Raw genomic sequence first — 25,969 nt, forward strand, 5'->3', positions numbered from 1 at the left:
ACTTAACGCTCTTTGGAAAATTTGGTTAAGCTGCTAGATACTAAATCTTGCTCAATTTGTCGTTTTTTGGTGTCATAAAAATAATTATTAGGTTCATTTTTAGTATTCACACCATTGATGACTATCCCTAACACTTTCTGACCTGACTGAGTTAAAAACTCTTTAGCTGCATTCGCACTGTTCAAGTCAACCACTCCAGGACGAACGACTAATAAAATACCGTCAGTGAGGGTGCTTAAAACAGCCGCATCTGCTATTCCTGATAGAGGAGGAGTATCAAAAATTACTAAATCATAATCTCTCCCAAAGTTACTAATTAATGTTGCCATGCGTTGAGAATCTAGCATTGCTACTGGATTGGGAGGCAAAACTCCAGAACTAAGAACCTCCAGATTAGGCATCACTTCTTGCACAGCTGCATCTAAAGAAACTTGACCAACAATGACATTACTTAGTCCTATTGTATTTGTTAGCCCCCAGATATGATGCTGTATGGGATGACGCATATCTGCATCCACTAATAACACCCGACGCCCTGCCTGAGCCATAGTCACAGCTAAATTTGCAGATACGTCAGACTTTCCTTCTTTGGGAACGGAACTTGTAACTACAATGCTTTTGAGCGGTTTATCAGAACAGAGGAACTTCAAGTTCACTTGTAGTATTTGGTATGCGTTACCAACAGGAAAGTAAGGAATATCTCTGCCAATGATTTTGGGAATAGCTCTATCGAGTCCTGCTATAGAAGAATGAGCTTTACGATTTCTACCTTGTGTCGGAATCACTCCCAAAACACTGTATCTCAAGACTTCTTTGGCTTCTTTGACGGTCTTCACCGAGCGGTCTATCAAGTCTAAACTAAAGGCGACAATGATACCTAAGAAAAGACCAACTGCTCCTCCACCAACAATAAACAGGATTTTGCGAGGCCCTTCTGCTTTATCGGGGATTAAGGCATAGGAAATGACACGAGCATTAGGAATCTTTTGGTTCTGTGCAATATCAATTTCTTGGCGTTTCTTTAAGAGTGTTTCGTAAGTCGTTTGAGCTGCTTGCAGTTTCCGTTCTAGCTCTCGTTGGCTCTGTTCTAGCCTTGGCAAATTATTTGCTCGTTTGATGTAGGCATCTTGCTGTCGCAAGAGTGTGCCTATTTGTCTCTCTAGACCAACGCGTTCTGCCTGAGCACGAGTAATATCTGCAATTAGGCTTTGCCGCAGTTGTCCAACCTGCAAACTTCCCTCTGTTATCTGCGCTGTACCAGCGACTTGTCCTGTCCGCTCTTTTAGCAAGCTCTTAAGAGCTACGACTTTTTCTTCTAAGCTAATAATTGTAGGGTGTCCAGGTTCAAAACGAGTCCGCTCTAGTGCCAGTTGGCTTTCTGTTTCTTGGAGTTGGGCAAGCACTTTCTGAACTCCAGGTGCTTGACTCAATTCAGAATCGATTACACCTTGTCGTGAATCTACCTGAGCTTCAGTGCGTAACTGTTCTAAACGACCTTTGACATCATCTAGTTGAGCTAAACCTTGAGAAATTTGATTTCCTAACTTGGAAATCGTATCGACTGCTGCGGTTGCTTCTTGTTCCAGAACAACAACTTTATTAGTTTCTTTAAATAGCCGCAGTTTTGATTCGGCTCTTCTGACAATTTCCTCAGCTTTGGGTACTTCCGTTACGAGAACCTCTTTGGCTGTCCGCGCTTCATTCTGATTAGCCTTGATATTTAGGTCGATATAACTGTCGATAACTTCATTGACGATTTTGGCAGCCAGTTCTCGGTCACCACCTTTATAAGAAAGTTGTACAACATCAGTGCCTTTGATTCCTTCTATTTTTAGTTGTTCTGCCAAGTCAGGAATCGACAGCGGTTTGCCTTGACTATCTTTGAGGTTGAGGGAATTAATTGTTTTCTCAATCACTGGATTTGATCCAATAACTCTCACCTGAGTTTCCAGGGGATTGTCGTTCACATTCAAAGCTTCTAGGCGTCCTATGTCTTCCGGTAAGCCTGTGAGTGAGGAAGATCGATTTGTTTTAATCATCAAACTTCCTTCTGCTTTGTATGAGGGTTTTAGTGAAAATGCATACAAGCATCCAAGGGTAACAGCTATGCCAAAAACTCCGACTAGAGGTAGCCAACGCCGTTGAATAACTTCTAAGTATTTCTGAATATTTACTTCTTCAAAGCTGGGTAAAGATTCCATCGTCATAATATATACAAATTTTATAAAAAAAGACTATTTACTTACAGCAGATATTTCTCAGTATTTTCCCGGCAGTAGCACTGGGTCTACTTTGCGATGGTAATATTTGCGTTGATTATCAGCTAAAGCCTTGTTGTTGAGGTTGTTCAAGAGATGAAGTAAACTAATGGACATTTTTAACTAGCAGTATCTGGATTCCACTTATGTACAGAACAGTATATATGAGATTATTTTGAACATTTTGGAATACGAACGCACTTTCACTACAATTTAACCTTCTTTATTCAAACACGTAAATATAAAGTTACTTAAAAAAACTTAGAGCAAAGAGACTAACAAAGCCCAATTTCAAAAATACTCAAAATATTTTTATTGAATTGTAATAAACACCGTTTTAGTATTAATTGACCAAACCTTGGTAGTGTATACGCTGATGATTTTGTTAATTAATAGTCAATTGTTTTCAACCCAAAATCTTTCCTGAGCTACTGACTCACGGAATACATTCGACTAAACTGCGCCAAATCTATCCTCCGCATATTATATATAGTTTTATCCGTCGCAATTATCATTGATATTGCTTGATATTATCCTGACAGCAAAAACAGGATAACTCACAACTTTCTCGCTGATTTAGAGGCTCTCCATTTTTTTTGGTTAACTTAGTTTTGTCTTGTTACTGATGCAAGTATTGATTAGTAATCTAATACTCAATATCATATTATGTAAAAAGACTTAATTGAATAACTTTACAAAAAATTCATACATTTCAGTATATTCACTACCTCTTTACTAATCTTTAAAAGACAAGAGGAATTGATTCCTTAAGGGTAAGGAATAGGGCAATTGTGCCAGCATCTAAGCAATAGAACCACTTCATAGATAGACTTTGTGCAGTAAAAATAGACATTTGGAAAGACTGGATAGATATTTATGTAAGCTGTTTAAAAGCTTTCAGCAATAATCAATTCTTGCTCTGAATAATGTTCAATTTTGAGAGCGGTACGGTACTGGCAATATTAAGATTGTGTGATTTTAGTATGGAACTTGTAAAGACTTGCGATCAGTCTAATTTGCCTAGACTAATGAAAGATTTTTTTTGATGTGGCTTGAGGTGTGAAAATTACAACACAGTGCCCGTCCTTGGGTTTATATCCGTATTTTAGGTTTACCCGTAAACTTGCAATCGCCTTGTTTGTATTCTGCAATAGACGCAAAATACTCTTTCCAAGATTTATCTAACAACATATATGTATATGTTGTCTTATCTGTGTAACAGTATGGTAACACGCATGAGAGATAAACGGCTGGTAAGTAGGTTGGCACAATAAAACCAAACTATGTGAAGAAATTAAACTAGGCTACAACCCCCTTCCCTCCTACCTCTTTGAAGTTCGAGCGCCGACTTGCAATGCTCGAACTTCTATCTGCCTTCTGCCTGATGCTAACGACAAATTTTTACGCCGACCTACTTATTAATACAGCTAACAGAATATGAGTTAGCACAGTTGCAGCAGGAAGTAGATAACAGGCGAGTGTCAAATTCCGACGTGGTTAGAGCATGGATTGCTCAACTGCCTCCTCCCAGACAAAAGTCTACATCTGACTAAACTTCACTATATTTTTAATGAAGTTTAGCTAAACTTCTTACTACTTGTGTTAATCTGAAGTACTCAAACTAGGCTGCTATTTTTTGGTTTCTGTATCTAGCCAATTGTAATTATTAAACTAACATTAAATGTTGAGAGATTGAATTATGAAATCCTCTTCTATCACCTTAGTCGTTGTGATTAGCGCGCTTGCTCTCACCCAGAGTGCCTATGCTAACCAAGAGAATGTTCCCATGACGACAACAGGTGATGCTGTAAACGAGCCGTTTCACGATCGCAATCAGGCTGGAGTTTTATTGACGGAACCAGCCACGATTAACACTACATGGAGTAATTTTATCGGACAGACTAATAATCCAAAACAAACTGCTGAATCAATTTCCCTAGTGCCGGAGCGAGGATGCCAAAAAATTAACCCGCTTGAGTTCATCAATAACCCAGACGCTTTCTTTAAGCAATGTCAAAAGCCAACAAATATCCCAAGTTCTCAAAGTACTGAGCCAATTGAGTATCTCAAGGTTCCTAAACTCGATTCTGGGATTAGTGTGACAGTTACTAAGTTTTGATATAGGAACTTTTTTAAAAAGAGATAACTAAATTCTTGGTAGTCTAATTTATCGAGATAATTTACGCTAAAACATGGATGAAATATTTATGCTGGCTGCTTTAACTCAAAGCAGAAAAGCTTTGCCAGAATGTTTGCCGAACCCACCAGTAGGCTGTGTGATCGTAGATTCCCAAGAGATAGTAGCTCAAGGATACACACGGGCACCAGGAAAACATCATGCTGAGGCTGACGCACTTAAGCAGATTCAAGGTAAAGCTTTCAACTTCTTGAAAATGTATGTAACTCTTGAACCTTGTTCTTTTCATGGACGCACACCTGCATGTGCTTTAGCGATCGCTGAAGATCCTCGTATACATGAAATATATGTATCTATAATTGATCCAGACCTCCGCAATAATGGTCAAGGATTAGACATTCTTAGAATTGCAGGAAAGACAGTTAATGTCGGATTATGTGCCAATGAGGTGAATGCTTTTCTTAACCAATATCTACTAAAGTGATGGTTGAAGAGTTAGATTAAAATTCCAATATAGTAGCATTTTCCCAAAAATATTTGCAATAAGTCAATCATCTGTATAAATGCACAACTGTGCTTTTGTGTCAACTTAAGCTGAAAACTAGTAAGCGAGAAAGCTGTGAGATGTTGCTTCGTTAAGAGTCTCAGACTATTTCCTACTTGTCCAATCAGTAGGGAATCTTGTCGTTTTAGTTATGCTACATAACAATCAACTACCCACTCCTAAACAAAAATCTTTTCGCTTCAATAGATATTAGTGGCGATCGTGGGTGTTGCTGTCTTGCCAAGTATTATCCTTGGTGTTAATCTGACCACTGTTACTACTTTTAGTCCAGAAAATGTCTCCAAGAGTAATTTCATTGATAATACCGAATCCAATGCAGATGTCTGCGTGCAGTATGACACAAGTGCAATTGTCACAGATACGAATGGCACTAAGATAAGCCCAATGCCTTGTGTTGCCATATTCCCAGCCTTCAGGCTAGGAACCAGTCAGGGCAAGGGTTATATCTTAACTTAGTGCCATTTGTCACAGATACCCATGTCTTTGTCATCCTAAATCCCTAATTCTAAGCATTTGACCGGACTCCTAAAGAAAGCTGTTCTTGAGCAGGGGGAGTAGGAGAAGGACTTTCTTTCATAGTTAACGAGCGCCCGCTATGTACCCAGCTTGATATGATTGGATTATTTAACAAAAAATTAGAGGTAAAAAATGGATATTTTATATTTAATGAATTTCCATTTAATCAGAATTACATTGATATAGAGGCAGACTATTAAAACTTAAAAAAATCTGGGTTTTGAGAATTCAGAATTATGTTGGCATTTACTGTTAGTAATTTTTTTTCGGTAATGAAATCGTTGCTCGGTCAATTTTTATTTTTTTTATTAAATGCATTAGATAATTAAACTAGACATGATTGGGTTTGAAAATATGCAAGAATCAATAATAAAGGAGTGTAATTACATCAAAAATTATGCTGATCATACTTTGGGTAATTGATTTGTCACTGGTGATGATGTTAGTATTAAGGGGTGGGTTGATTTTGGGTTTATTATCTCCAACAATTGACTTGTAATGTATCATAGACCAGAATTCATCAGTATTGCCAATTGATTGATTAGCAGTGTGAAATGGCTAAGGGTCTGAATATCTAGACTTGATACCAATAAATTGATGAGGTTACAGAGGAGCAAATAACCATGAGCAACTTAACATCTCCACATACCGAAGTTCAAAAAACGAAGAAAAAAAGTTTAGCCGCAGATAAAAAACCTCGAGCTACAGATGATATTGTGCGTAGTTATCTGCAAGAGATCGGGCGTGTAGATTTGTTGACTCGAGAACAAGAGGTTATTTTTGCCCAACAAGTGCAGCAGATGATGAATTTACTAGCTGCTAAGGAAGAATTGGCTGTGAAATTAAAGCAAGAACCCACGCTGCAAGAATGGGCAGATCAGGTGGAGTTAAGTGTTGAGGTGTTAGAGCAACAGCTAAATTTAGGACACCAAGCCAAGCAGAAAATGATTCAGGCTAATCTCCGGTTAGTGGTAGCAGTGGCGAAGAAATACCAGCACCGTAACCTGGAATTTATGGATCTAATTCAAGAAGGTACTTTGGGTTTAGAGCGAGGCGTGGATAAATTTGATCCCGCTCTTGGTTATAAGTTTTCTACCTACGCTTACTGGTGGATTCGTCAAGGAATCACACGAGCGATCGCTCAACAAGGACGGACAATTCGCTTACCTATCCATGTCTTTGAGAAACTGAACAAAATTAAGCGTGTGCAACGAGAATTATCTCAACAGCTAGGTCGCGTTCCCACTACTGCTGAAATTGCTAACGCCTTATCTTTGACACCTAGCCAAGTTCGAGAGTGTTTGTACTTGGCCCGTCAACCCTTCTCCCTAGAGGCGCGAGTTGGTGAACAACAAGATACAGAATTGCAGGACATACTGGAGGATGATGGGCCTTCTCCCGAAGACTATGCTGTTGAAGAATCTCTCCACCAAGACTTACAAGACTTGTTGGCAAAGCTGTCTCCCCAGCAGCGAGAAATATTAACCTTGCGCTTTGGTCTGAGTGATGGATATGAACTTTCTTTAGCACAGATTGGCGATCGCATGGGTATTAGTCGAGAACGGGTGCGTCAGATAGAGCAAAAAGCTCTCAGTCTCCTCCGACGCCAAAAGGAACAAGTACGTAGTTATCTAGCTAGCTGAGGTTATTTTTTCACAATGTAGGGCATTTAAACTCAGGAAGTCACCATAATGGCTGTATATTCAGTCATTTTGGGGGAAAATAAACCTAAGTAATCTTTCTCAAAGATTTGATATGAGCAAATCAAAGACAGTGCAACAATTGCAGGCACAATGGGCGACTTCTGAAAACTTTCGGCGTTATGGACAGGTGATTTTTGCAAGTCTTGATGGCAAAGCTTACGATGTGGAAGATGCCCAGTTAAACTTGCAAAATGGGATTCCACGATTTTATGTTATGCGGTTGGAGAAGAGGGGGCGAAAGTTTCACAACATTACTCGCCATGTGCAATGCACTCAATGTCTGGGTTCTTTGTCAGGGAAGGATTGGTTAATTGCAGTTTGTCCTCCTGATAATGATGTGAATGAACCAGCATTAGAAGAGATTGCTGCTTTCCGCATTCCGGGGAATTGTTTTATCAAGCTACATGAGGGTACTTGGCACGCTGGGCCCCATTTTGACCATGAAGCTGTGGATTTTTATAATTTGGAACTAGCTAATACAAATGTGGTGGATCATTTCACCCATGATTTTCTCAAGAGTCATCAATTAGAGTTTGAGATGGTTTAGGTGAGATTGGGTTTAATTATAGCCATAGACAAGCGATTTTTCTAAATCAGTTCAACTATTGAAATCTATTTTCCACAGAAGAAAGGATTAGTTCAAGAGTTACGTCAGTTTAGTTATCATCTGTTGACATCCTAATTATGCTGGACAAGTAAATTACTGAATTAGCGATGAAGAAATATGAAACTTCTTCTGCTTTAAGCTTATGAAAAATTAAGTTGCGAATAGTTATTTATTTTGTCTGCCGTTTCTAATAAAAAACAGGCGATCGTTAAGTTCTAAGGTTTTCTTTGCACTCAAGTTTTGCAGCCCAAACTCATCTAAATCTCAGATGCCCACAGGCACATTAGTAAATTGAGCAAACAGCTGCATAAACCGTTCAATATCCACATCTAAACAAACCTCTACATTGGGAGGATTAGCTTCCTCATTTCTGCGATCGCGTCGATCTGCCAATGACATTCCAGTAGTAAATCGTCCTTCAGTTTCCACCATTATATAGAGGGACTCTGTTTTGACTAGACTAGGATCAATAGCAACCGCCATAGCTAAGGGGTCGTGTAGATAACACCCGTAAAAGCCTTCATTGTCACGATAGAAAGCCATATAAATTCCAGTGCAATCGGCAATAAACTGGGTAACTTTTGAAGGATGACGCTGTAAATTCTCTTCAACAACCTGGCGTGGTAGGGAGGCTTTCATCGTCACATCTAAACCAACTAAGGTCAAGGGAATTCCTGATTCCATCACGATTTGAGCCGCATCGGGATCTACAAAAAAGTTAAATTCCGCCGCGGCTGTAATATTTCCGGGTACAGTTACAGCCCCACCCATGATCACAATTCGCCCGATTTTTTTCATCGTTGCGCCATCTTTCTGAATCGCTGTTGCTACATTCGTAAGTGGTCCTAAAGCAATAATAGTCAGACTGTTGCCGTACTCTTGAACTGTTTTGAGAAGCAGATCAACAGCATTCTCTGTAGATGGTTCAATAGTAAGTTTGGGATAGCGAGGTGTACCATCAGCTTCCTTGAAGCGATCCAGTTCACCAAGACCATCTGCACCATGAATCCCCACTGCATTGAAGATCGGTTTCACCAGTGGTTTTTCACAACCTTTAGCAACGATGGGCAAAGTATTGGGTTTGACAATACTCACTACGCGCAACACATTATTAGCAGCCTGATCTACGTTAATATTGCCAGCTACAACGGTGATTGCTTTTAAGTCTAATTGGGGTGAATTCAATGCCATAATCAGAGCCAAGGCATCATCAACACCACCGTCTGTATCTACTATCACTGGGACGGGCTGATTTTGAAGGTTTATCATGCTGATTGCTATTCGATAGAACAGACAAGGGGCAAAATCCTCTTGTTATATCATGTCCGCTTGATTGCTTATTAAACCCGAAGAACCCCACCCCGCCAAAGCTATGCTTTGTCTCCCCTCCCGAAGAGCGGGGAGGGGTGCGATGACTGTGGGAATCGTAACTAATTATGCGGACATGATATTAAAGGTATGCAAACTATCAATTTGAGCAGTGCGTTACACTTGTCCCTCTGATTGAACCAGAAGATGGTTAACCCAACGCGGACTTTAACTCACTTTCCGCTTGTTCCAACGCTTCTGGTAATTTACTCGCATCCCGTCCGCCTGCTTGGGCTAAGTTCGGTCTTCCACCGCCACCGCCACCACAGATTTTAGCGATCGCACCTACAAATTTACCAGCTTGCAAACCTTTTTTGTTGACTTCTTGACTAAAAGCTGCAACTATGCTAACTTTCCCCTCTTCAGGAACAGAACCCAGCACCACCGCACCATTACCCAGTTTTTGCAGCAAGCGTTCGGCTGCGGTTTTCAATGATTCTGGATCAACATCTTCTAATTGAGCGACAATAATTTTATAATCGCCTACAGTTTCGGCTGTTTGCAACAAGCTGTCAGATTTAGCGATCGCTAACTGTACCTTTAAGGTTTCTAGTTCCTTCTGGCTGGTTCTGAGTTCGCTTTGCAAACTTGTGATTCTGTCTGGTAATTCTTCGGGTTTAACTTTAAAGCGATCGCTCAAATCCTTAACTACTTTATCCCGAATATTGAGATAATCCAGTATTGCTGGCCCCGAAACAGCTTCAATCCGCCGCACCCCAGAAGCTACTCCAGCTTCTGAGATAATCTTGAACACGCCAATTTCAGCAGTATTACTGACATGAGTCCCACCACATAGTTCCATTGATACGCTGGGGAAGTCAATCACCCGCACTTCCTCTCCGTATTTTTCACCAAACATGGCAACAGCACCCCTAGCTTTCGCCTCTGCTAAAGGTAATACTTCCACTTTCGCAGCATGTGCTTCGGCAATCCAAGTGTTCACCTGTTCCTCAATTTGTTGGACTTCCTCTGCTGTCAACGCACGCGGACAGTTGAAGTCAAAGCGCAACCTGTCAAAGGAAACCAGAGAACCAGCTTGAGATATGCCATCATCAATAATTTTCTTCAACGCCGCTTGCAACAGGTGCGTTGCGGTATGGTTAGCTTGGGCGCGACGCCGACAAGCCGGATCAATTTGGGCTGTAACATGATCGCCTACGCGCAATGTACCGCGTTCGATGCGTCCGAAGTGAACAAAGAAATCAGATTCTTTCTTCACGTCTTCCACCCGGACTACGATCCCATCACCACAGATATAACCGCGATCGCCGATTTGTCCCCCAGATTCAGCATAAAATGGCGTTTTGTCAAGGACAATTTGTACCTCTGTCCCTGCTTCTGCTTCCTCTTGGGAAACACCATCTACCAAAATCGCTTCGACTTTCGCCGTCGTTGCAGGTTGGGTATAGCCTAAAAATTCGGTAACTTGGATGTGTTCTGCTAGTTTGTCGAGGGAACCTTGCACAGTTAAATCGATGGTTTCGTGTGCTGCTTTGGCACGTTCCACCTGTTTTTGCATTTCGGCATTGAATCCCGCTTCATCGACTGTGAGATTATTTTCCTCGGCAACTTCTTGAGTAAGTTCGAGGGGAAATCCGTAGGTGTCATAGAGGGTAAATGCGCTTTCACCGCTAATAGAAGTTTTTCCTTGCTGTTTCACCTCTTGGATAATTTCTTCTAGGAGTTTTTCGCCTCTATCCAGAGTTCTGAGGAAATTGGATTCTTCCCGTTGCAGTTCAGCAATAATTGCTGCTTCCCGTTGGCGCACATTGGGGTAAGCTAATTCCGAAAGAGCGATCGCAGTTTCGGCAACTTGGGTAGTAAATTCACCAGAAATCCCAATTAATCGCCCATGACGCACCACGCGCCGAATCAACCGCCGCAGCACATAACCCCGTCCCACGTTGGAGGCGCGAATTTCATCGGCGATCATGTGGACAACAGAACGAACGTGATCGCCAATGACTTTTAGAGAAACTTTGGTTTTTTCATCGCTGCTGTGGTAATCAATGCCAGCAATTTGCGCTGCTGTTTGGATGATTGGGAAAATCAGGTCAGTTTCGTAGTTATTGGGGACTTTTTGGAGGATTTGCGCCATTCTCTCCAAACCCATGCCAGTGTCAATGTTCTTGTTTTGCAGTGGAGTTAAATTGCCTGACGCATCCCGGTTATATTGCATGAAGACGAGGTTGTAAAACTCGATAAACCGGGAATCATCTTCTAAATCGATATTTTCGTCACCGCGTTCGGGGTGGAAGTCGTAATATATTTCTGAACAAGGCCCACAAGGCCCAGTCGGGCCAGATACCCAAAAGTTATCATCTTCGCCCAACCGTTTAATTCTCGCTATCGGCACACCGATTTGATCGCGCCAAATTCCAAAGGCTTCATCATCATCTTCAAAAACGCTGACGACGAGATTTTGGGGTGAAAAGCCAAAGACTTGTGTGGAAATTTCCCAACCCCAAGCGATCGCTTGTTCTTTAAAATAATCACCAAAGCTGAAATTGCCCAACATCTCAAAAAACGTGTGATGCCGTTTAGTGCGTCCGACGTTTTCGATGTCGTTGGTACGGATACACTTTTGCGAAGTGGTAGCCCGCTTAAATTCTGGTGTGCGCTGCCCTAAGAATATTGGTTTAAATGGTAGCATCCCCGCGATCGTCAGCAGCACCGTTGGGTCTTCTGGCACGAGGGAGGCACTTGGGAGAATTTGGTGATTCCGTTGGGCAAAGAAGTCGAGGAATATGTTGCGAATTTCGTTACCGCTTAGGTACTGGGGATTTGAAGACATGGGTTTTTAACTTTAGACTTTAGACTTTAAACTTCCGCGTAGTGGCACTAAGTAGGTGTATTTTCATAAATAGCTTTATATATTCTTGCATTTTGTTTCATATTACTGCCAGCGAATTGTGCCAGTCGATGAGCTATATGCAGTTATTAGGATGTTTTTACACCATTACCTTACTTTAGTAGGATGCGCGATCGCATTTTGATGGTTAGGATTAATCGTTAAGAAATAATTGAAAATTTCCATATTGAGGTAACAAATGGCACTAAAACTGAAAGTATCAAACATTGCCTGTGAGGGATGTGCAGAAACGATTACTGAATCCATCCACGTTATGGAACCTGAAGCCAAGGTGGATGTCGATGTTAATGCTAAAACTGTCACGGTAGAATCCGCAGCTTCTGAGGAGTCAATCAAACAGGTAATTGTTGCTGCTGGTTACACTGTTGAAGGTTATTGATCTGATTCTAGTTTTTCACAAAAGTTTAGATTTTAATATCTTAGGCCACGCTAACAAAATTTTTTCTCTTATTTTACGCCGCTAGAAAAGGCGAAAACTAACTAATTTCCCAAAATTAGACGTAAGCAGAGACATTTTGTTTTTCCTAATAACACATTGTGATACTTTGGTTCAAACCTTGCTTAAATTGTAAATTTTTTATCCGATAAATTCGATCTGTAATTGTAGGGATATTAGTGCCAGAAAGCTACTCGCCTTAGTACGAGTGAGTTTTGCTGCCTATTTGATTCGCATTTTTTTTGCAATTAAACCCCTAAATTAATATTTGATAAAAGCCTAGTACAGCACAGCGGAAGTTTGTCTACCTTTAGCCAGTTGCTCTGAGCAACTTGTGTTGTTAATTGAGATGGTAGCTGAATTTACGCCGTGCTGGACTATTTCTTAAAGAAAAAGGCTTAACTGTTCTTTGGTAAATAACATTTTTAATTCCATGAAAAGGTTTTGGCTTTTATAATTGAATGAAAAATTTTATAAATTCTTTATTTTTATTCTTGGGGAGAATTTAGCTGCCTGACGTGACGGTTATTGCAAAAAATTTATTTTGCTAATTCCCTCAAGTTACCTTGAGAAAATAATACTTAAGAAACTACAGAAATAGTTTTTAGTCGTACAAATAAGATTCAGTATTTTTACTGTTTTAAAAATATACTGTAAAGAAGACATTAGTTGTCATAAGAGAAAGTTTCAAAAACCATAGTAGCAAACATAAAGTCTTAAAAGGAGATGAAAGTCGGAAATTTATTGTAGATTAAGCGTGAAAAAAATCATATATCAATAAATATAACTCTGCCTAAAACAACATATTTAGTATTAGGCAACAATAACAGTAAGTTTTAGTAATTTAATCTATTTAAAATTTAAATATGATAAAAAATAACGCAACTAATATTTCTATTATGATCTTTGGAAAGAATAACTTTATCGCTACACTTCCAGATCAGATTCGTTATCCGACTGCTTTTAGTCTAGAAGTTATAGACAATCTTAATCAGGCAGTGTCGCGGATTCAAATTACGCCCCCCGATATAATACTTGTGCAGGCTAACCTGGATGGCAGTATGGAACTGTGCGCTTGGTTGAAAGACCAGACAAGACTATCTTGGATATACTGTATTCTCTTCGAGGATCGTTCGCAGCAGCTTACTGATAGAAAGAAGTATGGTTGGCAAAGGGAATTGGAGATGAGTGCTGCGGCATTAAAGCAAGGAGCCGATGCTTATATTTGGCATCTTATTGAAGAAAAAACAGACCATAGCTTGGCAGAGTTGACCGCCAATCATGGACTAATACTTGCTCAATTAACTGTTGGCTTGCGGAAAGTGCAAAAATACCGAGATTTGATTCGGACAAATGATATGTTATCAGCGATCGCCTTAGCCGATTCGTTGACAGAATTAAATAATCGTCGTGCTTTAGAATGGGACTTACCCAGACAAATTAAAAGAGCTAGGACTCAAAAAACTTCCCTGAGTTTGATTATTCTCGATATAGATCATTTCAAGAAAGTTAACGATACTCACGGGCATTTAGTAGGTGATCGCATCTTACAGCTGCTATGTCAGCGTCTGCGACACAATCTGCGCTGTCAAGACACAGCATTCCGCTATGGTGGCGAAGAGTTTGTGATTCTTCTGGCTAACACTACCGATGAGGAAGCACTATTAGTAGCCCGCCGTCTCAATCGGGTAGTCAGCGAAAAACCATTTGCACTCAGCAATAAATTGATAATTAATATCACCATTAGTCTGGGCACAGCCTGTCTGCAAGCTGAGGATGATGAGCAAGGAAAGAGTCTGCTGAATCGTGCCGATCAATGCTTGCTACAGGCTAAAACTGCTGGGCGGAATCGGGTTATTAACTCGAACTACCTATCTCATGTCTCACATTTGAAAGCTGTTTCTTCTTGAAAGTGGGGATTGGGGATTGGGGATTGGGGATTGGGGATTATTATTCTTCCCCTACCTTCCCTGCTCCCCTGCCTCCCCTGCCTCCACTCTTCACTCCCCACTCCCTACTCCTAACTCAGCATGACAATCTTCTACCGAAGTGCGTTGTCGCATGGCATTAACTAAAGCCTCATAGCTAGACCAATTTTCTTCCAGTAGGGTTTTTGCCTGGAGGGTATGAAACCGCAGTTTCTGCTGATAAACTGATTCAGAAAAACCCAAAATTGTCAAGACACCTATCAGCTTGTTTTTATCATCAGATCCACCCTCAGCATTATTAAAAACTAGGGTTTCAGCAGCAATACCCGCCATCCAAACAGTGCAGTAGCGGTCTAGCATTTGGGCACTGATTTTACCCACTTCTAGTTGAGATGCTAATTCGCCATCATCAAAGCTAACGCCGCCTTGCCCAGGTTGCCCCTGTTTCCAGGCTTCCCAAGCGCTGAGTGTGTAGCCAGTAACGGGAATGCCCAATAGGTAAGCAACCAAGAAATGTCCTGCTTCGTGGTGGACAATGCGATCGCGGTGTTCGCTTGAAAAACCGGCAATCCAATCTAAAAAGATAGTACCACCCTTGCCTTGCAAGCTGAAACTATCTAATGTAGCTATGCCTAAAATGGTGAAGGTAGCGATCGCTGGTACTGCGGGCGATAAGTGAATGAATGGCCCCAGTAGGCTGGACATGGTGATCAGAAAGATAGATATTGCAACTAAATTTAGGCTAGTTTGGCTCATTGAGAGTTTTCTGAGTGCAGCTTAATCTTTCTATATTATGAGGCGAGATTAGCTACAAAAGGAATGCGATTAAACAATGGTGCATTTATTGAGAATGACTTCCAGCCCCTTCTGTACTTGCTCAAGTTCTTGGCGCTTTTGGTAAATCCACATTTTTTCAGCCTCACGTTGTTCCAGAGTCTCGTTGTGAGCTTTTTCCTGCTGTTCTAGGAGATTTTCGTAAAGTGCGATCGCTTCTGCGATTACAGCAGAAAACGATTTAATTTTGCTTTCAAAAATTGAACTAATATATTGGTTTATTTGCTCTTTTATTTTATCTTGTGATTCTGCAAATTTTGCTAACCCTGATTCAATAATTTTTTGCTTTATTCCTGTATCTTGTTGCCCATCCACCCAACCTGTAAATTTATTTATGCTCCCTATAAATAGAGGAACGAAAAGTATTAAACCTGTTGATGCTAGTAGCATACTACCTAATAAATTCACTGACCATCGTCCCAATGTGCCAAAAAATAATGTTGTATCTACCTCTGTTATATTGTGAGAGATATAGTCACTAAAGTTAGTATTCAACCTTTTATCTATTAGTTCCAACTCTGTATTTAACGCATTTATTTGTTGTGATATTTCACTATCGAATATTTCTATATATGGCTTTATGATTATATCAAAATTTGATTGCTGCCAAGTATTTAACTCAGCTTTTAATTCTTGTATAAACTGATCTCTATATTCTTTTAGTATTTTTTTTTGCTCAAAGACTCTTGAGTTTTGGGAAGACCAATTAATCGATTTTTTGACTATTGTGTCTGGTAGTTCCCCATACCATTTTTGCCAAGAATTATATACCTCAAAAGCTACTTGTTCTTTTTGCGAATCTCCTAATATACGCATTTTTACTTCACGTCCACTTACTGCTCCAATTTTTTCAAAAATTTCAAATTTAGCAGCTTTTGAAAGCTGGATATTACCATCTAAAACGTCTTTAGATTGAGCCAGCCAATTTAAAACTTTTGTAATTAAACTATTAACTTCCTTAATTGAGTGTCTGATTTTAACTTTACCACGCTCAAGTACCAAAAAATTTTCTAAAGATTGAGTGAAAAATTGAAACCTCTTTAGATACTCATCTTCATATTTATTCTGTATAGCTTTTAATGCTAATTTTGCAGAAATATAATGGACACGGCTTTTACCTGTATTAATAAGCAAATTATCATTTTTTACGAAGTTTTCTACTCGAGTTTTAACCTCATGAAGGTCTTTTTCATTATCTAACATATCCATAAAGTTTACTAATAGAAAAAGATTTTCAGCGGGTTCATCCAGGCTACCATTATTAAGTTTATATCTCATATCCTGTATCAGTTCTTTTTCTTTCTCAGTCAAAACACTCATAGCAGCCGTTAAAAAAATAACTGCATCTGTATCTTGAAGCAGTTTATAAGTAATAGATGTTCTATCAGGATGTTCATTTAATCCAGGAGAATCAACGATTTCCACACCATTTTTACATAAAACTAATTCAGGATTTTCAAATATAATTTCTTCAATATCAGATTGTGCTAGTTCATCACTACGATGCTCTAGAGCAGCATCTTTGGAAATTGTTGCTTTCAATTTATACTGATCAAAAGGTATCTCCTCAGTTCGACCATCCTTGTACCGACAGGTTACTCGCCTTTCTGTCCCGTATTTAATAACTGTCACTGTACCACTGCAAGGAATAGCCCTTACAGGTTGTATTTCTTCGCCTAGTAAAGCATTTAGTAATGTTGATTTTCCTTTGCTAAATTCCCCTACAACTGCTAACCGAAAACGTTGAGATTTAATCTTTTGAGATACTTCTGCTATATTCCCTATTAAAGTGTGAGGCAAAATTCCGTGATTTTTACAGTCTTGAATTAGCTGGGAAATTTGATAGCAATAATTAGCTAATTGCTTGCGATATTCTTGGTATTTTTTCAATTTCCAGTAGGATTGAGTTGTGTGCTGTTCAGTTGTTTCTTGTTCGAGTCTTCCAGGTAAAGTTGCTAGAATACCGTTCGCAGCTTGGATAAATACAGGATATGCTGACTGGAAACGAGCAGGGTCAAGTAAAAAATGTACTTCATTTAAAGCATCTGGCTCCACATTTACTTGATGAGTAAATCCAGCTTCCAAAACTGCTAAATGTTGCGATTTAATGCCAAGCTGCTTGCCAACTATCTCCAAATAGTTTTTCTCACGCGAGTCCATTTCACCATCTGCCGTTGACATTTCATAACTCAGACTAATCAACAAAAGCTTTTCTGAATGTGAAAGCGGATGTGTCAGCATTAGGAACTCTGGGGAATGAACAGAAATCTGATGCTGTTTCATTCCTAAACTGATGAGTTGTGTTAATTGTTTTATTTCTCTTGAGACAAAACGTTTGAGAATTGTTTGCCAGCGTTGCATTTCCTCTTCTGTCACGACACCATCTGCACAAGCTATATCTCGCAGGAGAACTATTAACAATGCTAAAAAAATGACTTGAGGAGTGATATCTCGTTGACTAAGTCTTTGTCCACTAATCCATGACAAGAAATTAACAATCCGAGAACTAAACAACGAAGTATCCATAAAGATTTTGAACCAATAGAGTATTTGTGTTTAGTATGCCCAGATTTAGACAAAATTCATTAATATACCGAATAAATACGGTTATCTTTACTTTTCTATACCAGTTAGGCTCAAGGAAATTAGCTTTTAGCAACTTAAAAATATGCTGTTCCAATTTGCGCCTGCAATTCAAGCTGGTATTCAAGCTGGTAAATATCTACAGGTCTTGAGCAATGGAGTACCCTTAAGTATGGCTAGAGATGCAGTTAGCGGGCAGTTTATTGCCCATGCTATTGGTGCTACAGTCAACAACAGCCCTTTATCTCCACTGATAGCTGATTATAATTTGATTTTGAGTGGGGCGCAGATGTATCAAACTCAGCAAGGCTTTACATCTGTACTGAACGGCTTGCAAACTATACAAACTAGCTTGGGTGTGCTGCAAGCAACTACAGCCTTAATTGGTGTGGGAACAATAGCAGGTGTAGCGTTGACAGCAGTAAACCTGCACCAGACACTGAAATTAAGAAAAGAAGTAGAGCAAATGAGGCTGGAAGTCAAAAACGGCTTTATTGACTTAAAACAAGCCTTAAAAAACCAAGGAGTAGAAATTAGACAAATAATCGAACAAGTAGCCCAAGATATCAAATTTGAACAACATCGCACAGCTTTAGTAAGGGCGTATGGAGTGTTTATCCAGGCGCTGAACCGCTTCCGTTCAGCAATACAAGTGCAAGATTTTAGCCGCAGAAACGCTGAAATTGATGGTGTGAGGGGAATGTTATTTACGGCTTTAGCAGATTACAGCAATCCACATCTACTGGAAGAAACCTGTGCAGCTGGCCAACTACGCAGACTCGAATGTGCTTGGGCAATTGAACAAGTGATTGTTGCAACTTATCAAGTGCAGAATGAAGTTTCAGCAGTTAGCGATCGCTTGTCTCATCTCCAAGATAAAATCTGTGAAGATGCTATCACTGTGATTAATCGCTGTGAATCACATGATGAACTTGATTTTCTTTTTCCTGAAATTATCCGCATTAAAAATCATGATTTAGCAGTCTTGAATTCCTGGCAAAATCATGTTGATTGGATGCGCTCACTTCCACCATCAGAATTAAAACTTTTAAATAGCGCTGATTTTAATAGTTCACAACTCACTACTAATGCAGATGCTGATCACTCCGCAATCAATTTAGCAGAACCGCCAGAACAATTAGTATATGAGAGTTCAGCCAAAAAATCTCATTTCTATTCGCTTCGTGATCAGTTGTTATTTATATTCAAGCCTGAACTCCGTCGAAAATACGAATTTTATATTAGTCAACAAGCTGTAATTACTGGTCATAAAACATTAGTTACATCTAATTTACAACAGGCATCAGACCTAACTGTTGCTAACCTTTTTTACTACTTTAATATTAGAGATAAATCGAAAGATGAAACAGAGTTAGTTTCAGCTAACTAAAACAGCTACGGCAATTCTTGAAATAATTATTTTTCTAAAGTCCGTCTATGCGGACTTTATTGTATAACTGCGAATTACATGAGACTGTTGGCGAATTCATAGGAGGTCTAACCCCTCAGCCTGAACCCATCTTAATTTCTTTAATTTTCAGTGCGTTTCAACGCACTTTAGCTATTAGCCCGCAATTTATTGCAGGGCGGGAAAGCAACACCAAGCCAAGGTTTTAGTAGTGAGGGGTCTAACAAGAGAGTGGATTGATCAACAGTCTGATTACATTCATTCCTTCGGATATAAAATCACTCGAATACAACTGTCCTATTACCATAGACTAAGACACGATTTTGCAAGTGCGATCGCACTGCTCTTGCTAATACAACTCTCTCTAAATCTTTGCCCTTTCTCACCAAATCATCAACTTCATCACGGTGACTAACTCGCACTACATCCTGTTCAATAATTGGGCCTGCATCTAAATCAGCAGTGGCGTAATGAGCAGTTGCACCAATAATTTTTACCCCACGTTCAAAAGCTCGGTGATAGGGATTTGCTCCGATAAAAGCTGGTAAAAATGAATGATGTATATTGATAATTTGCGGAAATTGACTAATAGAATCTGCACTAACAATCTGCATATATTTCGCCAATACAACTAAATCTATTTTGTACTGGCGGAGTAATTCTAGTTGTTGGGCTTCCTGTTCTGATTTATTGTCTTTAGTGATGGGAACGTGCTGAAAGTCGATATTAAATTGTTCTGCAACTACCTTTAAATTAGAATGATTACTAATAATTAAAGGAATTTTAGCGAGAAATTCTTTAGCGCGTTGTCGCCAAATTAAGTCAAATAGACAATGGTCTTGCCGACTTACCCAAATAGCAATGCGTGGTACTGTATCAGAAAAACGTATTTCCCACTTAGCGCCAAGAGGTTGTGCGATCGCATTAAATGCAGGATCAATAAACTCTCGCGGTAAATTAAACCCATCTAACTGCCATTCAATGCGGGTGAGAAATAACCCAGCAGCAAAGTCTGTGTGCTGATCTGCATGGATAATATTACCACCATTAGAATAGATGAAATTGGCAAATTTCGCCACCAGTCCCCGTTGATCTGGGCAGGAAATCAACAATGTTGCTGTCGGATTTGTCATAATAATATCGCCAGATTTTTAATTAATTATTTGCTGTTTGTCGGACTCGGTTTAGGAATGGTGAGCGGAGGAAGTTTCTGACTATTATCTACAGGTTGCTTCCACTCTGATAGTTCCCGATTCACGGCATTTGCAAAATCTGTAGATACCAACAGCACATTTATATTCCCATCGGGTTTAGCAACAGAGTCAGCTTGAGCATACAAGAAACGACCGTTAAAGTTAGATTTACCCAAAATCAACTGATGGCTTTGGCGATTTTTCAGGGTGATACTGATAGTTGCTTGGGGTTTATCTAAGGCAAATTCTCCAAGCTCTTTTGCTGGAGTTGATAAAGTGGCATCGCTCTTACCCTTGACCAACAAATCCATCAAATAAGAAACAATAGCATCATTTGCTGGTTCCGATATCGGAGATTTGATTAACCACTTCGGATTACTAGATTCAGGACTACGTTCCAGATTTAGGGTGAGTTTTTTTGTCTTGACTGTTAAAGATTGCACATCATCTGCGGCAAAAGAAAAAATTTGCTGCTTTTGCTGCTTAATTTCTTCTCGCACACTTGCACCTCTAATTTCATAGAAGTAAACAAAACCACCTAAACCCAGCGCTAACAGTATCAAAATTAAAGTCGTTCGTGGCAATTTCATTTTTTAATTATTGGGGATGAGGCATTGGGCATTGGTGAAGAGTTAATATTTATAGCGGTTCTCAGTTGAGTGAGGTACAAGAACCCCACCCCCCTCCCCGCAAGCGAGGCTACGGTGTACACACAAGTCAAATTACCCCCCTCAATCCCCCCTTGTAAAGGGGGGAAGCCGGAAATCTAGTTCCCTCACGCCACATGCTTCAAGTCGGCAAAGCCGCCCAACGCAGTGGCTCCCCTTTCCAAGGGGAGGGTTAGGGTGGGGTAAAACCAGATTCGTAAACTACTTCAGACTTGTGTGTACACCGTAGCCGCTCTTCGAGAGGGGGCTATGATGTACCTTACTAGGTCGGGATACCGCTATATAACTCCTAACTCCTGTACAGACGCGATTAATCGCGTCTCTACTCCTAACTCACTTCTTACCGTCGTTTCCACCAGATAATAGTTGCCGCCGCAAACCCAATTAAAGGTAAAACCAACAAAGACGACAATATTAAAAGATTGGCTTGCGTAGTAGTCAAGGTTATTCTACGGTTTTTCGGTTCTTTGGGGCGAATAGAAAGGGGTTGCTTCTCCTGTTGACTCAGCCAAGTAACTGAGTTGAGAAATACATCTCCATTTAGTTGCTGTTGAAACAAGCCATCGGTGGCGAAGCTAGAATTTCCGAAAACTACTAACCGGGATTCGGTGGCTGTTTGAGATGAGGCAGTGGGAGAAGCATTGCCTTGGGTGGTTGGTGATGATAGGGGTGAAGCTTGCGGAGTTTTGGGGGAGGGTGAAGGAGTAGGGCTAGTTTTGCTTTGGGTGGTTGGTGATGGTAAGCGTGAAGGTGTCGGTGAAGCTTGGGGAGTGGAAATAGATTTAGCCGCTTGTTTTCTGGTTAAGGCTACGCCCAAGGTCAGAGGACCTTTGAGGTCTTTATCTGCATTAAACTCTAATTTTTCGCTTTGGAGGTCGCTTTCTGCCCAGCTGTTGGGATAGGGTTTGGTTCGCAACAGTGGTGTCGCCTCAACACCAGGTACAGAGGTAATTTCTAGTGGTCGGGTAACTGGATAAAAAGAAATGCCGTTAGCGAAATCTTTGGTAATTGGATGTTGTCCATATTCTGTCACTAAGGGCGCAGCAGGGCCAAGTCCCACGCTATCCTTTGAAACATCTACTGCTAAACGATTATCGAGACGAACACCCCACTCTTGTAGCAAGCTGTTAAGTTTGGGATCGGTATTGGGATCAATCATCAGCAGTAAGCTACCACCGCGATTAAGATACTCTTGCAAGGCTTTGACTTCACCCTCAAACAGCCCTCGCTTAGGACCAGCTACTATTACGACAGCCGCATCTTGAGGAACTTTGGAAGTTTCTGCTAAATTCAGGGGTGAAGTTGTATAACTTTTGTCACCTAATCCCTGAACTGCTTGTGATATTGCACCTTTACCAGCCGAAAGTTGGCGTTCGCCATGACCTTGGAGTAAGTAAACTTTGGCTGTGGTTGAACTTGTTAGTTGTTGCAGGCGACTAGTTAATCTGATTTCCGACAGGCGCTCATTTTCATTTACTGTCTGCACTAATTGCCGTTTATCCCCAGATTCTAGGTAAACTTCCCCATAATCTTTAACGCCAAACTTTTCTGCAAGTCCTGGTCTAGCTTGGGGGTCGATATACTCATATTTAAATTTTGAGCTTTGCCGTTGATAATTTTCTAGCAGTTCTCGGTCTTGGGGATTCTGGTTAATATCAAACACCCACACTTTAACTGGCTGTGGTAAGACACTCACTAATTCCCGTGACTGGGGCGCAAGGGTAAACAATTGAGTTTCTGTTAAGTCTGCCCGTAAGTGATAGCGAGTCCCCAAAAAGTTAATCAATCCCAAAATTGCCAATACTGCCAGAGTTGCCACCAAGGCATTAGTCCCAGCTTGGGTAGAACGACGCTTCCACCAGTTAGTTTGGTAGCTTTGCCATATTATCCCCAACGCACTGATGATAATTCCCGTAATCAGAAATGCTAAGGGAATTAATCCCCACTGTTCAGAGATTAATCCAATTGTTAAGCCGACTGTAATTAGGAACGGGCCAAACCAAAATAGATATTTCCACAGTTTCTTTTTTGCAACTATCTTCATGTTATTTGTCATTTGTCATTTGTAAAAAACTAGTGATATCATGTCCGCTTGATTGCTTATTAAACCCGAAGAAGCCCACCCCCAACCCCCTCCCCGCTCTTCGAGAGGGGGCTATGATGTACCTTGGAAACGCTATAAATGCAATCAAAATAATCATTAACGAACTAGCACTCAAATTAAACTCTTACCTAAACTCAATTGGCAATGTACCAGATGACAAATGACAAATGACCAATAATTACTGCCTTTGAAAGCGCAGTGCATCAATTGATTGAGCGGTGAGAAAGATGCCCAAAAAAATGTAACTGGCAAATAAAATTAAGGCGCTGGTATCAAAAATACCTTGAATTAAGGTGTTGTAATGTTTTAGCAACGACAGATAACCTAATGCTTCGCCCACGGGACCAGGGACAATTTTGCCGATTAAATCAATCAATAACAATAATAAGATTACTGCAAATGTGAGAACGGCAGACAGAATTGTGCTGTCTGTTAATGAGGAAATAAACATTCCTACAGATAAAATTGCTGCTGCTAGCAAGATTAATCCCAAATGACCCAGCAAGGGAATTGAGAACGCCATTGGTGGATTTGATCCACTGATTGCGATCGCTTCCAACACTAGCATGGGTACAACCATTGTGGTAAAAAATGTTAGCACGCCTAATAACTTACCTACAGCTACCGCCCAATTGGTAATTGGCGAGGTGGCTAACAGTTCTAAAGTGCCCCGCTTACGTTCTTCGGCATAGAGTCCCATTGAGAGAATTGGCAGGATAAACAACAATAGCCACCCCATACGATCCAAAAATGCTCGGACAAATTCGTAAGGGACATCTATCGGCGGTACTGGCACTCCCTGTTGTTGTCCTTGTAAATCTATTGCCGCGACTCCGGTCAAAATGCCATCTGGCCCTAGCAAAATCATCACGAAGAATAAACCCGCGATGAACCAAAATATGCCTGCGATCGCATAAGCTAAAGGTGATACAAAATAACTCTGTAACTCTCGGCGATAAATGGCAATAATATTACTCAGCACTACACCCATTTACGCTGCCTCTCCTTCGTTGTCTGCTGCTAAGTCTACCTCAGTATCGAAATTCTTTTCTTCTGTGGTCAGTTGCAAGAATACATCTTCTAGGGTGGCGTTAACACGCCGCAGTTCATGTAAACCAAAGCCTGCACGCACTAATGTTGTAGCAATATCGCGCCCTGGTTCTTTTCCTGGTTCCGATATCACCCGCAGGTAAGCGCGGTTTTCCTGGAGTTGATGACCGTGCATTCCAGTTGTTGGAATTGATTCTATCAGACTCACACCCGCGACTTTTTGCAATACCTGTTTCGCTAGGGCAGCTTCTCCTTCTATTTCCAATTCATACCCTGAACCACCTGTCAACTGAGTCATCAGATTTTCTGGTGTATTAGTTGCTACGACTTTCCCGCGATTGATGATGGCGACGCGGTTACAAGTCATGCTTACTTCTGGCAGAATGTGGGTGGAAAGAATAATTGTGTGAGTACCACCAAGGCTTTTAATTAAATTCCGCACCTCAATTATTTGTCGGGGATCGAGTCCAACGGTGGGTTCATCCAGAATGATCGCTGGTGGATCGTGGACGATCGCTTGAGCTATTCCTACCCTTTGGCGGTATCCTTTAGAGAGTTTGCGAATAATCACCCGCCGCTTATCTTCTAAGTTGCAGCGTTCGATGGCGGCTGTGACTTTATTGGGGCGATCGCCTGCTGATACTCCCTTAATTCGGGCGACAAAATGCAAAAATCCCTCCACCGTCATATCTGGATATAACGGTGGTGTTTCGGGTAAATAACCAATCCGTTGGCGTACAGCCAGGGAATTTTCATGGACATCATAACCAGCAATCCGGGCATTTCCATTTGTTGCCGGTAAATAACCAGCGAGAATCCGCATGGTTGTGGTTTTACCAGCGCCATTAGGGCCGAGAAGCCCTAAAATTTCCCCAGGTTCGACGCTAAAAGTGACATCAGTAATCGCTGGGGTGGAACCGTATATTTTACTCAGATGTTCAACTTCGATCATCGGTATAGTGGCGATCGCAATTTATAGAATACCCAACAATCTTAGATCACGATATTGGGTATGGGGGATTGGCACTAAGATTAGCCGACAATGGGTAAAGTTCCTGAAAAACCTAACACCCTTCCCAATGCGAGAAGGGGAAAATTCAAAGTCTCTCTCCTTTTAGGCTACGGTGTAGACACAAGTACTTTCGTTCAGAACACAAGCCTTTTCGTTCAGAACACAAGTCTTTTCGTTCAGAACACAAGTCTTTTCGTTCAGAACACAAGTCTTTTCGTTCAGAACACAAGTCTTTTCATTCAGAACACAAGTACTTTCGTTCAGAACACAAGTCTTTTCATTCAGAACACAAGTCTTTTCATTCAGAACACAAGTCTTTTCATTCAGAACACAAGTACTTTCGTTCAGAACACAAGTCTTTTCATTCAGAACACAAGTCTTTTTTGAGCTTTTGAGGGAATGAAACAGCTTTGCTTTTCAAGAGGAGTTGGGGAATTAAAAGTCTGTGGAGCCACTCTCAAAGACTTAACCGCCGAGAACTAAAGTTCCGGGCTAATAGCTAAAGTCCGTTAAAACGGACTATAACCTTTTCTCAGTCGTCTAAAGACGACTTTCGCTATTAGAGGATGTTTGAAAAGTCATGATTGATGTATCAAATATTTTTTACCCCACCCTAACCCTCCCCTTATAAACTATCCATTACCCGGATCTTTCTTAACAAACAGATAAAATACTTAAAATTAAAGCGAAACGGTTGATAGGTATAGTTTTGAGGGGAAGTAGAGTT

18 protein-coding genes are annotated in these 25,969 nt (G+C 40.6%); 8 read left to right on the plus strand and 10 right to left on the minus strand.

What is annotated here, in order from left to right; translation table 11 throughout:
• Positions 1-2: 2 nt before the first annotated feature.
• A complete protein-coding gene (locus tag V7K30_RS16060) occupies positions 3-2,207 on the minus strand; it encodes a GumC family protein (RefSeq protein WP_335000818.1) in 2,205 nt (734 codons plus the stop codon).
• Between the two features lie 1,750 nt (positions 2,208-3,957).
• On the opposite strand from V7K30_RS16060, the gene V7K30_RS16065 reads away from it, so the two are divergent.
• From V7K30_RS16065 to V7K30_RS16085, 5 genes are all read left to right on the plus strand, one after another.
• Positions 3,958-4,377: a hypothetical protein gene (locus V7K30_RS16065; RefSeq protein WP_335000820.1), complete on the plus strand. Its 420-nt coding sequence runs from the start codon at positions 3,958-3,960 to the stop codon at positions 4,375-4,377.
• A 73-nt stretch (positions 4,378-4,450) separates the two neighbouring features.
• On the plus strand, positions 4,451-4,879 hold the full coding sequence (locus tag V7K30_RS16070; protein WP_335000822.1) for a bifunctional diaminohydroxyphosphoribosylaminopyrimidine deaminase/5-amino-6-(5-phosphoribosylamino)uracil reductase RibD: 429 nt from the start codon (positions 4,451-4,453) through the stop codon (positions 4,877-4,879).
• A 273-nt stretch (positions 4,880-5,152) separates the two neighbouring features.
• Complete coding sequence (locus tag V7K30_RS16075; RefSeq protein WP_335000823.1) at positions 5,153-5,416, plus strand: DUF3172 domain-containing protein; 264 nt, start codon at positions 5,153-5,155, stop codon at positions 5,414-5,416.
• Positions 5,417-6,099: 683 nt separating this feature from the next.
• Positions 6,100-7,119 (plus strand): RpoD/SigA family RNA polymerase sigma factor, encoded by a 1,020-nt coding sequence (locus V7K30_RS16080; RefSeq protein ID WP_335000825.1) that lies wholly within the window; start codon positions 6,100-6,102, stop codon positions 7,117-7,119.
• A 112-nt stretch (positions 7,120-7,231) separates the two neighbouring features.
• The gene (locus V7K30_RS16085; RefSeq protein WP_335000827.1) at positions 7,232-7,726 is read left to right on the plus strand and encodes an ureidoglycolate lyase; all 495 of its coding nucleotides are present in this window, start codon (positions 7,232-7,234) and stop codon (positions 7,724-7,726) included.
• A gap of 324 nt (positions 7,727-8,050) precedes the next feature.
• On the opposite strand, the gene V7K30_RS16090 is transcribed toward V7K30_RS16085, so the two are convergent.
• Together V7K30_RS16090 and alaS are read right to left on the minus strand one after the other, a co-directional pair.
• Positions 8,051-9,055 carry a nucleoside hydrolase gene (locus V7K30_RS16090; RefSeq protein WP_335000829.1) on the minus strand — a complete coding sequence of 335 codons (1,005 nt, stop codon included), beginning with the start codon at positions 9,053-9,055 and terminating at the stop codon, positions 8,051-8,053.
• Between the two features lie 250 nt (positions 9,056-9,305).
• Positions 9,306-11,948, minus strand: coding sequence for an alanine--tRNA ligase (alaS, locus tag V7K30_RS16095; RefSeq protein ID WP_335000831.1), 2,643 nt, complete (start codon positions 11,946-11,948; stop codon positions 9,306-9,308).
• 256 nt (positions 11,949-12,204) lie between these two features.
• On the opposite strand from alaS, the gene V7K30_RS16100 reads away from it, so the two are divergent.
• The gene (locus tag V7K30_RS16100; protein ID WP_334692376.1) at positions 12,205-12,405 is read left to right on the plus strand and encodes a heavy-metal-associated domain-containing protein; all 201 of its coding nucleotides are present in this window, start codon (positions 12,205-12,207) and stop codon (positions 12,403-12,405) included.
• Between the two features lie 923 nt (positions 12,406-13,328).
• Positions 13,329-14,372, plus strand: coding sequence for a GGDEF domain-containing protein (locus V7K30_RS16105; protein ID WP_335000834.1), 1,044 nt, complete (start codon positions 13,329-13,331; stop codon positions 14,370-14,372).
• Positions 14,373-14,462: 90 nt separating this feature from the next.
• Here V7K30_RS16105 and V7K30_RS16110 read toward each other — a convergent pair whose 3' ends face one another.
• On the minus strand, positions 14,463-15,146 hold the full coding sequence (locus V7K30_RS16110) for an ATP-dependent Zn protease (RefSeq protein ID WP_335000836.1): 684 nt from the start codon (positions 15,144-15,146) through the stop codon (positions 14,463-14,465).
• 69 nt (positions 15,147-15,215) lie between these two features.
• Positions 15,216-17,750: a dynamin family protein gene (locus V7K30_RS16115; protein ID WP_335000838.1), complete on the minus strand. Its 2,535-nt coding sequence runs from the start codon at positions 17,748-17,750 to the stop codon at positions 15,216-15,218.
• A 142-nt stretch (positions 17,751-17,892) separates the two neighbouring features.
• On the opposite strand from V7K30_RS16115, the gene V7K30_RS16120 reads away from it, so the two are divergent.
• Positions 17,893-19,197 carry a hypothetical protein gene (locus V7K30_RS16120; RefSeq protein WP_335000840.1) on the plus strand — a complete coding sequence of 435 codons (1,305 nt, stop codon included), beginning with the start codon at positions 17,893-17,895 and terminating at the stop codon, positions 19,195-19,197.
• A 296-nt stretch (positions 19,198-19,493) separates the two neighbouring features.
• Here V7K30_RS16120 and purU read toward each other — a convergent pair whose 3' ends face one another.
• The 5 genes from purU to V7K30_RS16145 all read right to left on the minus strand — a co-directional run bounded on the left by purU (position 19,494) and on the right by V7K30_RS16145 (position 25,182).
• A complete protein-coding gene (purU, locus tag V7K30_RS16125; protein ID WP_335000842.1) occupies positions 19,494-20,348 on the minus strand; it encodes a formyltetrahydrofolate deformylase in 855 nt (284 codons plus the stop codon).
• A gap of 26 nt (positions 20,349-20,374) precedes the next feature.
• Positions 20,375-20,998: a DUF4340 domain-containing protein gene (locus V7K30_RS16130; RefSeq protein WP_335000844.1), complete on the minus strand. Its 624-nt coding sequence runs from the start codon at positions 20,996-20,998 to the stop codon at positions 20,375-20,377.
• A gap of 418 nt (positions 20,999-21,416) precedes the next feature.
• On the minus strand, positions 21,417-23,120 hold the full coding sequence (locus V7K30_RS16135; protein ID WP_335000850.1) for a GldG family protein: 1,704 nt from the start codon (positions 23,118-23,120) through the stop codon (positions 21,417-21,419).
• Positions 23,121-23,358: 238 nt separating this feature from the next.
• Positions 23,359-24,171 carry an ABC transporter permease gene (locus V7K30_RS16140; RefSeq protein WP_335000846.1) on the minus strand — a complete coding sequence of 271 codons (813 nt, stop codon included), beginning with the start codon at positions 24,169-24,171 and terminating at the stop codon, positions 23,359-23,361.
• Positions 24,172-25,182 (minus strand): ABC transporter ATP-binding protein, encoded by a 1,011-nt coding sequence (locus V7K30_RS16145; protein WP_335000848.1) that lies wholly within the window; start codon positions 25,180-25,182, stop codon positions 24,172-24,174. It abuts the gene before it with no gap.
• Between the last annotated feature and the right edge of the window lie 787 nt (positions 25,183-25,969).

Origin of the sequence: Nostoc sp. (assembly GCF_036917655.1) — a bacterium.
Classification (GTDB): Bacteria; Cyanobacteriota; Cyanobacteriia; order Cyanobacteriales; family Nostocaceae; genus Nostoc.